General features: G+C 59.5%; 14 protein-coding genes and 1 tRNA gene. 7 read left to right on the top strand and 8 right to left on the bottom strand.

What is annotated here, in order from left to right:
- Window positions 1–124: 124 nt before the first annotated feature.
- Window positions 125–328, top strand: coding sequence for a hypothetical protein (locus AC244Q_RS09785; protein WP_012757504.1), 204 nt, complete (start codon window positions 125–127; stop codon window positions 326–328).
- A 97-nt stretch (window positions 329–425) separates the two neighbouring features.
- Here the strand turns inward: AC244Q_RS09785 and AC244Q_RS09790 are convergent, their stop codons facing one another.
- Window positions 426–752 carry a GYD domain-containing protein gene (locus AC244Q_RS09790; protein ID WP_011652042.1) on the bottom strand — a complete coding sequence of 109 codons (327 nt, stop codon included), beginning with the start codon at window positions 750–752 and terminating at the stop codon, window positions 426–428.
- 214 nt (window positions 753–966) lie between these two features.
- On the opposite strand from AC244Q_RS09790, the gene AC244Q_RS09795 reads away from it, so the two are divergent.
- Together AC244Q_RS09795 and AC244Q_RS09800 are read left to right on the top strand one after the other, a co-directional pair.
- Window positions 967–2,142 carry a GGDEF domain-containing protein gene (locus tag AC244Q_RS09795; protein WP_128406945.1) on the top strand — a complete coding sequence of 392 codons (1,176 nt, stop codon included), beginning with the start codon at window positions 967–969 and terminating at the stop codon, window positions 2,140–2,142.
- A gap of 196 nt (window positions 2,143–2,338) precedes the next feature.
- Window positions 2,339–2,428, top strand: a tRNA-Ser gene (locus AC244Q_RS09800).
- Between the two features lie 148 nt (window positions 2,429–2,576).
- Here AC244Q_RS09800 and AC244Q_RS09805 read toward each other — a convergent pair.
- Together AC244Q_RS09805 and AC244Q_RS09810 are read right to left on the bottom strand one after the other, a co-directional pair.
- Entirely contained in the window at window positions 2,577–2,891 is a 315-nt protein-coding gene (locus AC244Q_RS09805) for a hypothetical protein (RefSeq protein ID WP_012757507.1), read from the bottom strand.
- Entirely contained in the window at window positions 2,888–3,196 is a 309-nt protein-coding gene (locus AC244Q_RS09810; RefSeq protein ID WP_128406944.1) for a hypothetical protein, read from the bottom strand. The genes AC244Q_RS09805 and AC244Q_RS09810 overlap by 4 nt, the downstream gene beginning before the upstream one ends.
- A gap of 566 nt (window positions 3,197–3,762) precedes the next feature.
- Here AC244Q_RS09810 and AC244Q_RS09815 point away from each other — a divergent pair.
- The gene (locus AC244Q_RS09815; protein ID WP_128406942.1) at window positions 3,763–4,488 is read left to right on the top strand and encodes a 3-keto-5-aminohexanoate cleavage protein; all 726 of its coding nucleotides are present in this window, start codon (window positions 3,763–3,765) and stop codon (window positions 4,486–4,488) included.
- A 486-nt stretch (window positions 4,489–4,974) separates the two neighbouring features.
- On the opposite strand, the gene AC244Q_RS09820 is transcribed toward AC244Q_RS09815, so the two are convergent.
- Window positions 4,975–6,402 carry an MFS transporter gene (locus AC244Q_RS09820; protein ID WP_128406941.1) on the bottom strand — a complete coding sequence of 476 codons (1,428 nt, stop codon included), beginning with the start codon at window positions 6,400–6,402 and terminating at the stop codon, window positions 4,975–4,977.
- Window positions 6,403–6,546: 144 nt separating this feature from the next.
- Here AC244Q_RS09820 and AC244Q_RS09825 point away from each other — a divergent pair, with 144 nt between their 5' ends.
- The gene (locus tag AC244Q_RS09825) at window positions 6,547–7,443 is read left to right on the top strand and encodes a LysR family transcriptional regulator (RefSeq protein ID WP_128406940.1); all 897 of its coding nucleotides are present in this window, start codon (window positions 6,547–6,549) and stop codon (window positions 7,441–7,443) included.
- Between the two features lie 101 nt (window positions 7,444–7,544).
- On the top strand, window positions 7,545–7,766 hold the full coding sequence (locus AC244Q_RS09830; protein WP_012757513.1) for an alkylphosphonate utilization protein: 222 nt from the start codon (window positions 7,545–7,547) through the stop codon (window positions 7,764–7,766).
- Window positions 7,767–7,820: 54 nt separating this feature from the next.
- Here the strand turns inward: AC244Q_RS09830 and AC244Q_RS09835 are convergent, their stop codons facing one another.
- The 3 genes from AC244Q_RS09835 to AC244Q_RS09845 all read right to left on the bottom strand — a co-directional run bounded on the left by AC244Q_RS09835 (window position 7,821) and on the right by AC244Q_RS09845 (window position 10,297).
- Window positions 7,821–8,648: a transglutaminase-like domain-containing protein gene (locus tag AC244Q_RS09835; RefSeq protein WP_012757514.1), complete on the bottom strand. Its 828-nt coding sequence runs from the start codon at window positions 8,646–8,648 to the stop codon at window positions 7,821–7,823.
- 127 nt (window positions 8,649–8,775) lie between these two features.
- Window positions 8,776–9,648 (bottom strand): transglutaminase family protein, encoded by an 873-nt coding sequence (locus AC244Q_RS09840; RefSeq protein ID WP_012757515.1) that lies wholly within the window; start codon window positions 9,646–9,648, stop codon window positions 8,776–8,778.
- A 493-nt stretch (window positions 9,649–10,141) separates the two neighbouring features.
- On the bottom strand, window positions 10,142–10,297 hold the full coding sequence (locus AC244Q_RS09845) for a hypothetical protein (RefSeq protein ID WP_003539802.1): 156 nt from the start codon (window positions 10,295–10,297) through the stop codon (window positions 10,142–10,144).
- Window positions 10,298–11,190: 893 nt separating this feature from the next.
- Between AC244Q_RS09845 and AC244Q_RS09850 the strand changes: the two genes are divergently transcribed.
- Window positions 11,191–11,445 (top strand): GlsB/YeaQ/YmgE family stress response membrane protein, encoded by a 255-nt coding sequence (locus AC244Q_RS09850; protein WP_003539804.1) that lies wholly within the window; start codon window positions 11,191–11,193, stop codon window positions 11,443–11,445.
- 117 nt (window positions 11,446–11,562) lie between these two features.
- On the opposite strand, the gene AC244Q_RS09855 is transcribed toward AC244Q_RS09850, so the two are convergent.
- Window positions 11,563–11,844 (bottom strand): hypothetical protein, encoded by a 282-nt coding sequence (locus AC244Q_RS09855; RefSeq protein ID WP_003539806.1) that lies wholly within the window; start codon window positions 11,842–11,844, stop codon window positions 11,563–11,565.
- Window positions 11,845–11,982: the final 138 nt, after the last annotated feature.

The following is an 11,982-nucleotide window of genomic DNA, read 5'->3' on the forward strand; positions in this document are numbered from 1 at the left end:
CAAATGCTCCATACTGAAACGCGCTCTGCGCGTATTTGATGCGCCGCAGCGGCGACGCTTCGTTCTGCATGGGAACGAATTGTCCGCCACGGGCTTTGAAGGTTTAGACCTTTGGAGGATCACCATGAACGATGAAACCCTGACGCAGCTCGACACGATCAGCCATCAGTTGCATGCCCGATCTCGCCAGCTTTCCCAGCCGGATAAAGATAACGACATCGCAATCCTGATGTCGGCCCTCGCCGTGACGATGGAGGCGGTTCGATCTCTCGGCGGGGATATGAACCAGCTCAACGGTCCAAAGGGCCTTGGATCTGACGGAAGCTAAGTCTGTTATGTCCGCAGCAAATCACACAAAGCCTGTGCCGGGAACGATACGCGCGACGCGCTCATCTTCGACGTGGATGGGAAGCCGTGGTCGCCGCCTATGCTGCCGGTGGGCGATAGCGAATCGACTTCGCCTTTTCCAAGGCTTCGATCGTATCCTCGACGCTGAGGAGGACAGTGGTCTCCATGGAACTGAGCGCGCCTCCTGCGCCGATCGCCAGCGCGACAGCCGCCATCGATACGTTATCAGGCGCTTCCCACAGATTCCAACCATCATGCTCGCCGAACGCGTACCAGAAGCCATGGAGCTTTCCGCCCACGGATTCAATGTAACTGCGTGCCGCCTCTCGGCGATCCTCGGGGTTTTCGATCATCCGTGCCCAGGTCTCGGGCGTGTAGCTGAAGCGCGTGAGATACATGGCCATGGTTTGTTTCCTCCGCCAGAACAGCACAGTTAACGCTCAAGTCGGGGAGAACGCGAGTCATTTCCAATATATGGAACGGGCTCCCAACGGTCTCGGTCGGCAGTCTCCAGAAGAGCAGCGAGTTCCGCCGTCAGAAGGTCGCGCGGCGTTCATCGAAAAGTAGATTTTAGCAGTTATTCGGACCCCGCTTCTCATCTCACATCGGGTTCCGGCAATGGATCTTGCGACAGTCCTTCTTCTACACAAGTCTTCCTTCATCGTCGGAGCGATCTGCTTCTTCTATGTGAGATGGCGTTCCGGAGCGACGCCGGGGCTCGGCGTACTTGCCGTGGGTTTTACTTTGCTCGCGATCGCCTCAACGCTGGCAGGGTGGGACGAGAGCCTTCACATGTCCGATAATGCCAGGACGTTCTGGAGTTTTTCACTGGGCGCCAATGGTTACGGGCTGATGGCGGTTGGTCTTTTCGGCCTCAGCCGGCGTCAGAATTCTCTACGAGACTGGTGGCCGTTGCTCCTGCCCGTCGTCCTGATGCTGAGTGCGGCGATCACGCCATGGTATTTGAACAATGGATCGAGAGCATCCGTGTTCAATGGCAACGCCACCATCCTGCTTGCCTTGTCAGGTTTCGTGATCGCCCGCGACTTCTTCCACGAGCGTCTTACCGCGCGGCTCGGCCTCTCCGCTTCAATTTGGGTGGCGACGTCTCTCTCGGCTTTGGTCGTCGTTGGTTTCATCTTTCCAGACGATGCGCCTCTTCCCCCGCGCTACGCTTTCTTTCTGCTGATCATCTGTCATTTCGCAGTGGCTCTGTTCGTGCTCGTCCTCGTGCAGGAAAGAGCCGAAGAAAAGCTTATCAGGCTTGCAAATACCGATATGCTGACCGGCATTCCCAACCGGCAGCATTTCTTCAATTCCCTTCCGAAAAGCCTCGGCTCCGGAGACGCCTTCATCCTCATCGATATCGACTTTTTCAAACGTGTTAACGATATGTATGGACACGACAAAGGCGATGTCGTTCTCATAAATGTTGCTCGGACGATTGCTCTGAGTGTCCCCCCTTCCTGTGTGTTCGGCCGGCTGGGCGGCGAGGAGTTCAGCCTCTTTTTTCGCGGCCAAACGGCAGCCTCTGCTTTTGCGCTCGCTGAGCGGATACGCGAGGCTGTCAACGCCGTGAGCCTTGTCTTGGAAGGAAATCAGGTCACCCCTTCCGTCAGTGCAGGTGTGGCTCTTTGGGAAGCGGGCCTGACCGAACAAGACATTCAGAAGCGTGCAGATCAGGCGCTCTACATTGCCAAAAACAAGGGTCGCAACAGGGTTGAGTTGTTCAGCAGCGTCGGGTTGACCTCCAGCGTCCTTGCGCCCGACCCGCTACCGGCTCGCGCGGGCTGAAGAACAGCGGAAGCGCGGCTCTCTCGAGCTAGTTGCACGTCATGGCGAAGATGCTGGCAAATGCTGCAGAGCACGTTGACGCTGCTAACAAAGCTGCTAAAAAGCCAGCCATCGAGTGATTGGGTCGCAAATCGGTAGCAATGGCCGGTTCGTAGACATCGACAGCATGTTGATGTCTCAACCTTTTCAATCAGATGGAAGAGTGTCCGAGTGGTTTAAGGAACCGGTCTTGAAAACCGGCGTGCGGGAAACCGTACCGTGGGTTCGAATCCCACCTCTTCCGCCATATTGTATTGATTTTGTTGTATAATTTCTACTTTCCGCCTGAGAATTGCACGCTTGTCATAACCCCGCTTCTGGTATGAAAACCGCCGGCAGGTGAGGCCGGCGGCGCATTTGTTGAGCACCAAGGTTGGTTTCCGTGGCACTGCCGGCTAAAAATCGAAATACACGGTCACACCTGACCGACGACGATCGGGGTAACGGTCGCGATAGCCGTAATAGTCGCGACTGCCGTAATACCGCGGACGATAGCACGAGCCGTAATACCGACAGTCGCGGTAAGCGTACCGGTGTTTCTTCCGGTGGCCATACGCATGTCCATTACCGTGGCTCCGGTGTTTGACCTGCTCGACGTCGGGGGTATGCATATGTACTGCGTTCGGCACAACGATCGGCGCGGCGTTCAGCGGCAGGGCGAAAGATGCAGACAAGATCATGGCTGCAAGTGAGGAAAAAAGCATCTTCATCGGCGCATCCTTTCAGGCTGCGATTCTGGGTTAATAAGCATTAACCTCCGATGAACAGCTGCGAACATCCCAGAAAACACCGGCCGGCGCGCCGCTGGTGTGGTCGCGGGTGGTGATCGCGCCGGCCTATGGTGTTGGTCCCGCCGCCGATGCGGCTCGGCAGCGCCGCGCTCTTCGTTGCTACGCTTGCACGCCAAAGCGATGTTGTCTCGATTGTTGCGGCCGCCATTAGAGCGGCGCCGCAGGTGCTCAAGGGTTTCGGCATTCCGCGGCTGCTTATGAGGCGGTTTGTCACGCAAAACCATAGGCCGGAGGCAGTAGCCGCAGCGGCCGCCCTGTTTCTCGCGTATCTTGATGCTGTTCTAAATGTGGCGGGTCATGATCAGCCGGTGATGGGTTCGATGGCCGGGTCAACGACTGTTCGCCGCTGCCTGCCGTGAGCTGAGCTAAGAATTTTGATGTCGTAGAGTTCACGAGCCTTCCGCCATCCGTCGTTTTCCGAAAATTGCGGTTTTGTACCTCAGGAAGGTTGGCCTTCCCTAAGGGCAACAGATGAGTTTCACCCTCCTCCTTTGCGTCGACGATGAGATGATGTACAGGCAGCAACAGGACGCGACCGCCATTAACTTAAGAATGGGGTCGGGCGGCAGATTGACGTCACGTCGCTGCCACGAGATCACGTGGCCGTCCTGTGGTCGGCGTGCGCGCACCTTGACCCTGCACGAGCAGCAGTCGCCTACTCGACTGATTTGATATTGTTGGGGCTGCAACGGCAAGGGAAATGACTTTGTCAGCAGCACCCTAGGTCTTCAGGTTTCCAATCTGGTATACCCGGTGTCTCAAGCGGCCCAACAAGCGCGAGGCTCCTTTTATGATCGTCCAAGCTTGCATCAACGGCGCGCGGCCGAGCGATTTCCATCCCCTCCTTCCGCTGACGATCGATGCCATGGTGCGTGATGCCACGGCTTCGGTTGCTGCCGGCGCTGCGGAGCTTCACGTCCATCCGCGCGGAGCCGATGGCAAGGAGAGCCTTGCCGCCGTCGACGAGACGGTTGGTGCAATCCGCCGGGCCTGCCCGGGAACGCTGATCGGTGTGTCCACCGGCGCCTGGATCGAAGGCGATCGGGAGACAACGCGGGAAGCCATCCGCCGATGGGATGTCCTGCCGGATTATGCCTCGGTGAACCTCTCGGAAGACGATGGCCCCGGCGTCATGCAGCTGCTGCGGCAGAAGGGTGTCGGCATTGAAGTCGGGCTGGCATCGGTCGCCGATGCGGAGCGCTACATCGGCCTCGATGATCATGACCGGGTCTTTCGCGTGCTCATCGAGCTCGATGACGAACAGGATTTGCAGCGCGCATGCGATATCGCGGGCGGCATTATCAAGGTGCTCAGGGATAGCGGGGTCAATCGGCCCATTCTTCTGCACGGTTTCGACGACACCGTCTGGCCCTTCGTCAGGTTGGCGCGCGAGCGGCGCTACTCCACCCGTATCGGCCTGGAAGATGGCAAGCACCTTCCGGATGGGACGATTGCGAACGACAATGTCGTGCTGGTCACTGCGGCCGTTGCGATCTTCCGTGGCCAATCGAACTGATGCCTAGATGTCGGCGGCCAGGCGGCAGTTCGGAATCTCTTCGGCGCCATCAGCCGGCATCGTCAAGGCGCAGAATGTTTCGAAATATTGGCTCGGCGATGCGGCCAAGTGCGCGAAGATATGGAGTGCGCGGAACGCACGGTACATTCTCATTCCATGATACCAATGCGGCCTCGTGAAGCGGGATGCCCTGGTCGAAATCTTGACCGTCGCTCATATCGGCAGATAAGCGGGACGCGGCCGACCTCAGTCGATGATTGCCGGACAGCCATCACGAAAAGTACGCGTATATCAGGACGCCAATAGAACCCCAGAAGATAAGCGGTGTCAGTATCATCCCCGCAACGAACATTTTAGTCACAGCAACACTCCGAAACCTCCACGTATGCCGCAAGGACCTATCGCGTTGACCGAAAGTTGCTATGGGCACGAAGTCCGGGATGGATCGGACCTTGGTCTGAGCTTCGCTCGCGCGGCCTGCCGGGCTCAACTCTCCCCGAGCGCTCGGCGGCGGCGGTAAGTCCCGACCGCAATGGCGAGCGCGACGATAATCAGTGCTGCCGCAACGGCGAAGGTGACCCGCATACCTGAGGCGACGGCCTCGGGATGCGCCGCTGTGATATCGGGTGCTCCCGAAGAGAGCGCGAAGACGGCGCCCATCACGGATGCGCCGGTAATCAGCCCGAGATTGCGCGACAGGTTGAGCATGCCGGAGATGACGCCTCGCTGCTCGGGACGGACATCCGCCATGACGGCAGTGTTGTTGGCCGCCTGGAACAGCTGATAACCGGGTGTCAGCATGGCGATGGCGGCGATGTAGCCTGATATCCCGGGCAGCACGGCCATGGCGACGGAGGCTGCCGCCATGGCAACGAGCCCTGCGACAACCACGAAGGACGTGTCCAGACGGTCGACCAGCCGGCCAGCCGGGACCCCGCTCAAGATGGAGATGACGGGCCCGATCGACATGACGATGCCAACGAGAGCTTGATTGAGCCCGAGCGCATGGGAAAGGTAGAATGGCGCCACCACCAGCGTCGCCATCATCACAGTCGAAACCAGCGCGTTCATCGCCAGGCTGGCGCTGAGGACGCGATTGCGAAATACCGTCAACTGGATCAGCGGCGATGCCGCTCTCGCCTCGGCTAAGACGAACAAACCGGTGCCGAAGACGGCGGCCGAGAGCAGAGCGACGTTCAGCGGCCCAAAGCGGCCGTGCCCGATCGTCATCGCCAGCGCATAGGCCGAAAGCGTCAGCGCAAGCAGCAGTGTGCCCGCCAAGTCGAAGCCCTTCCGATCCGTCTTCCCCTTGCTGATATCGGCGGGCAAATGGCGATAGGCGAGAACGAAGGTCAGAACGCCGAGCGGCACGTTGACGAGAAAGATTGCCGGCCAGCCGAGCCCGGCGATCAGCAGGCCGCCGAGCGAAGGCCCAAGAGCGGTGCCGATCGCCGACATCGTTCCGAGCAGCCCCATGACGCTCCCGGTTTTTTCCTTCGGCACCGTTTCGCCGACAAAGGCCATGGTGAGCGCCATCATGATGGCCGCACCCAGCCCCTGCACGGCGCGCGCGGCAATCATCAGCCATAACGTCGGCGCGACGCCGCAGAGGATCGAGGCCAGCGTGAAGAGCAGGAGGCCGATGAGCAGCAGCCGGCGTCGGCCGGTGATGTCGCCGAGCCGTCCGACGCTGACGACCAGGGTGGTGATGGCAAGGAGATAGGCGAGAACGATCCACTGCACATCCTGGAAGGACGCATTGAACGCTTGCGCCAAGCTCGGCAGGCCGACATTGGCGATGCTGGTGCCGAGTGACGGCAACAACATCGAGAGGGAAAGACTGGCAAGCGCCCATCGTACGGAGGGTGACTGTTCGGCGATGGCCTCGCTTCGCTCTGCAATGATCGATTTCACCACGTGAACTCCGTTTTCTCTTAGTTCCCCAAATGGAACTGGTGAAAACCTAGTCCTATGTTTGATATGGCGGAAGGCGCATGATTTTCACTTCATTCATGCGTTTGGCGCCACATCACGATGAAAGCGTGTTATAGCTGATGCATGTCGACACCCGATCTCAACTTGCTGGTCACTCTCGATGTGCTGCTTGCCGAGGGCAGCGTTGCGCGTGCGGCACAAAGGCTGCGGCTCAGCCCGTCGGCGATGAGCCGGACCTTAGCGCGATTGCGCGAAACGACGGGCGATCCGCTGCTGGTGCGCGCCGGCCGCGGCCTCGTCCCCACGCCGCGCGCGCTCGAACTGCGCGAGCGGGTCGGCCGGATTGTCGAGGACGCGCAGGCGGTCCTGCGTCCTGCCGAGGCGCTTGATCTTCAACGCTTGGTCCGGACGTTCACCTTGCGCACCAGCGAAGGCTTTGCCGAGAGCTTCGGACCTGATCTTATCGCACGCCTCGGCCGGCAAGCGCCCGGCGTGCGGCTACGCTTCGTGCAGAAGCCGGACAAGGACAGCGCCCCGCTTCGCGACGGGACCGTCGATCTGGAAACCGGCGTCGTCGGCGGGACGACCGGGCCGGAGGTGCGGGCGCAGGCCTTGTTCCGCGATCGTTTCATCGGCGTCGTGCGCTTGGGGCATCCGCTTTGCGAGCGCGAGTTGACGCCCTCCCTTTATGCCGCCGGCCAGCACATCTACGTCTCGCGGCGCGGGTTCGACAAGGGACCGATCGATGAAGCCTTGACCGCGCTCGGGCTGGAGCGGCAGATCGCCACCATCGTCAGCGGCTTTTCCACGGCACTGGCGCTCGCCCGAACCTCCGATCTGATCGCCAGCGTGCCCGAACGGCACACCGGAGCCTTGCGCGCGGGAATGCATAGTTTCCCCCTCCCCGTCCCGACGCCCGAGATCACGGTGTCATTGCTCTGGCACCCCAGGATGGATGCCGATCCCGCGCATCGCTGGCTGCGCGGCTGCGTTCGGGACGCCTGCGCGCGCGCTGATTGAAGGAGTGCGTAGGATCTGAGGTCGGGCCGATTGATCCGTTCGTGTGGTTGACTATCCCGCGTCGCCATGATTTCCCGTCGGGATCACCAAACGGGGACGTTATGACCGACATCATTGTAAAAGACAGCAACGGAAGCCAGCTGCACGACGGCGATTCCGTGACGCTGATCAAGGACCTCAAGGTCAAGGGAACCTCGGAGACGTTGAAGCGTGGAACGCTGGTCAAGGGCATTCGCCTGACCGACAATCCGGGCGCGATCGAGTGCAGCACCAAGCAGGTCAAAGGCCTGGTGCTGAAAACCGAGTTTTTGAAGAAGGCATAGGATCTGCCTCGCCTGCGATGCTCGGTCGACGCTTCGTAAGTCCGACTCCGACGATCAATCGGCTTTCATCGCCTCCTGCGGCACTTCCTCGGTGATCACCTCGAAACGGGAGAGTGTAGCCGGGCCGAAGGCTGTCGACATCGCGACGTCGGTGGCGTCGCGGCCGGTCCCCATCAGGATCCGGCCGATGCGAGGCGTGTTGTGGCGGGCATCGACCGTATGCCAATGACCGCCGAGAAAGACCTCGAACCAGGCACTGAAATCCATCGGATTGGGATCGATCGGAACGCCGATATCGCCGAGATAGCCGGTGCAATATCGTGCGGGAATATTCATGCATCGGCAAAGCGCGATGGCGAGATGGGCAAAGTCGCGGCAAACGCCCGCCTTGTCGGTGAAGCCGCCATGCGCGGTCCTGAGCACGTCGGCCTTCAGGTAATCGAAAGTGATGTGGTCATGGACGAAATCGCAGATCGCCTGGACACGCGCCCAGCCGAGCGGCGTCGACGAGAACCTTGCCCAGGCGAAATCCGCAAGCCTGTCGGTGTCGCAATAACGGCTGCCGAGCAGGAAGACCAGCACATCGTCCGGCAGATCATTGATCCCGTGCTGGACGGCATCGTCGGGAACGATGTCGGGTTGGCCGCTGTCATAGATCTCGAACTCCGTGGAGATCGTCGTCAGCCCGGGCGGAGCGACGATCCGGCTGCAGGCATTGCCGAACCCATCTGTATAGCCCCAGGCCTCGATCGGCCGGTCGAATGTCAGGATCTGATCGCTGAGAAGATCAGCGCGACGGGAGGGATGGATGTTGAGGACGAGCAGCATCGGCGTCGGCTGCGTGCATTCGTAGCCCAGATGAAACCCGGCGCGTATCTTCATTGTGGCTTCCTTCTCGCGTCTCCGCATCGGTGGAGGTGAGTAGGGAACGTTGATCGCGCGACCCGGTTCCCATGGCTGCGGGCGGCCAGGCCGGAGTAATCCAAGATTACCTCAGACGTAGTCGAGATCACCTCGTGGTGACGTTGACCTGCACCGTCATGCTGTCGAAATCCTTCCCGTCCCCATCATAGCTGCCGCTCAACGGGACGGCCTGGCGCGGATCTCGGGCAACCGCGACACGAATGAGATCGCGGTTGCCGACGATGCCGTTGGTCGGATCGAACTCCGTCCAGCCGGCGCCTGGAAGATAGACCTGGCACCAAGCATGCGTGGAACCGCCGCCGAGCACGGTGGAACCGTCCCGGTCGGGAACATAGACATAGCCCGTGACGAACCGCGCCGCGAGGCCAAGCACCCGTGCCGCCTCCATCATCAGAAGCGCAAAATCCCGGCAGGTGCCGGAGCGAAGCTGCAAGGTCTGCAACGGCGTCTGGGTTCCATGTTCCTGGCGCCGCGCGTAGACGAAGCTCTCGCGGATGGCGTAACAGAGCGTCATCAGCAGATGCCCGGTCTCCGTTGGACGCCCCTGGCGCACGAACTGGCGTGCCCAGCGCCCGACCTCGTCGTTCGGGTCGGGATAATGGCGCTGCATCGCCGGCGTCAGATCGGCAATTTCGTCCTTGTCGTAGGAGAATGGATAGGTCAGGGCCGCATCGTCGACCTTGAGATCCAGGGCGACCTGCGGCGTATGATCGAGCGTGATCCAGGTTTCGAAACGAAGTTCGGACGCCGGCCTCGAAAAATCGACGAGCGCCACGCAATTGCCGAAAACATCGTGGATCCAGCGCACATGGCTTTCCTCAGGATAGATCGTCAACGACGCTTCGATCAGCCGCTGGTCGAAACTGTCGCGCGGCCGGAACATCAAGCGATGCTCGCCGAAATCGACGTCCCTGACGTAACGATAGGACGTGATGTGGCGGACAGAGAAAATCGTCATAAGCCGCCGTCGAATCTGTTCACTTTGCTGCTCCAAGGCGGCAACGCCGCCTCTCCTCTGCGGAAGCGCCCTGCCGGCTTTCCCGCTCATCCCGATTTCTTGTCATATAAGCACGTTCGAAAGATTGCTATTGTATCTTCACCGATCGGCGGCGGGGCCGTCCAACCTAAGAGGATAACATGCATATCATCTGGGACGTTCTGACGCTTCTGCTGACAATCGGCTCCCTCTATGGCGGTCGCGAATACCGGATTATTCGCGCTCGTGCCCGCGCTCAGAACTGGGGCAACTTCTGATTCGATCCGGACATCTCTGATTCGATTCCGAATCCTGGCCGCATTGGTCGTTGCCGATCGCCATTACGTCGAATGACGTAAAGTCATGCGCTTAAGAAAATGCTTTATTAGTCGAGGCGGAAGCCTATCCGCCCATTCTCCCTGTTAATCCTAAGCCCGCCTCACCCCAGGCGGGCTTTTTTATTCCATCGCCTGCATCACTTCTTGGCGCCGGCCGAAAGCACCCGATGTGTTGCATTGTCCATTGCGTGGCTTGCTTCCTGTCCATCCTTCTTCAGCCCGTATGCGGTATTGCCGCAGCCGGAAAGTGTCAGCAAGCCGATGCAGGCGATGGCGATTGCAGCTTTTGGCATCAAGTGGTCCCCTTGGCTGAATGGCGATTCAGAGCATGATCGCGAAAAGTGTGAGCGGTTTTGACATCATGCTCTAACTCTTAATTTGCAACAGGATTCAGATTTTAGGTCGACTGGGCCTAAAATCATCCTGTTCTAGGGAAAATGATACACTCCTCGACAAAATCAATCGGCAGGCGATAAGCGCGAGTGGCGGTATGGAACTCCCTGACGCGGATCGGCGTTTAGGGGTGCCATCCAACCGGGTTAATGACATGGATTATGAGCTTGCCTTCGCCGCGACGGTCGCAACAGCGTCTTTCCTCGTCTTTATGCTGATCGTACACCGGACCTGATCGCCCGCGACGCGGATTGCCCGACGGCGCGCGACAGCGCCGGCCCGTTCTGCGGCCGCGTGTCTGCGAGCCAGAGAGACTGCATCTCCAGCTGCATCTAAAGCATCTCGCGCCAAAGGCGACGAGCCGGCAGAGTGTGGAAGGTCTGGAGCGAAAGTAGCATGATCCGCCAGCAGACACGGCAGGGCTGCAAAAATAAACGTTTTGACATCCGAAAGTATTACGACGTCAGCGGATGTATTAAATTTTAACTAATTGCCATGCTTAACTATCTATTAACAATATTCTTGCGCTCCTTCCGCTTCCGCTTATGCTTTACGCAAACGGGAGAGGAAAGATGTTTAGCAAAAGCTTGATTATGCCTTTTGGCTTCGCATTGCTGGCCATTGCTGGCCTCCTGTTTCAGATCGTCGCATACGCGGTGCACTCCCCGGTCACCCTGCTGCAGCCGTGAGTCACATAAGTTGCTGAACCCGCAAAGCAATCTCAGTAACTAGGAGTGGAACTTCGTTTCGTTTCGTGCATTCTGTGACTCGTTTTGCCAGGAGGGAGATAACCATGGAAAGCGCAGGCGTGGGTTGGATTGCAGCCATCATTATCGGCGGTGTCGCCGGATGGCTGGCGGAAAAGGCAATGCGCAGCAGCATGAGCCTGCTCATGAACATATTGCTCGGCATCATCGGCGCTATTGTCGCCAACTGGATCCTGGGTCTTTTGCACATCCAGCCGCTCGCCGGTTGGCTGGGTTATCTGATCACCGGTTTCGTCGGTGCCTGCATCTTGATCGCGATCGGGCGCGTCATCCGCCGCTGACTTGGTCGCGCCAACTGAGCCCGGTCGCGTCAGCTGGCCCGGCTACTTTTGGACGGATGCAAATACTAAAAGCCGGGCGTTCATGGCGCCCGGCTTTTCTTCACTCTGAATTGCCGTTCAGCGGCGGCTGAGCAGGCCGAACACGTAGGCAATGCCTGCCGTCACGGCGAGTGCCACGAGCGGTTCTTCGCGTACCTTGTCGCGCAGCCGTTCCGTCATCACCGAAGCCTCGTCGGTCACCGCCGACTTCGCCCCCTGCCCCAGCGCGACCACGCTTTCCGTTAGCCGGGAGAGATCGTTGCGAAGGGCTGCGACCTGCGCCGACAGATCGTCTGCTGCTATATCAGCCTTGACGCGCGCAGCGGTGGATTCGGCGGAAGCGGTTTTCAATTCTGCCATGGTCTGCTCCTGTTTCATGGGATGCCGCTTCAACGAAATGGCGGCCCGAAAGGTTCCGTCGCAACCGATCTTTTGTTCTCCGCAAAGCCGCCGCGGCGGAGCGGTCGACTTGTGCAGCTTTTCGCGTGACAAACCCTT

The sequence above is a fragment of the Rhizobium sp. CB2179 genome (genome assembly GCF_057653455.1).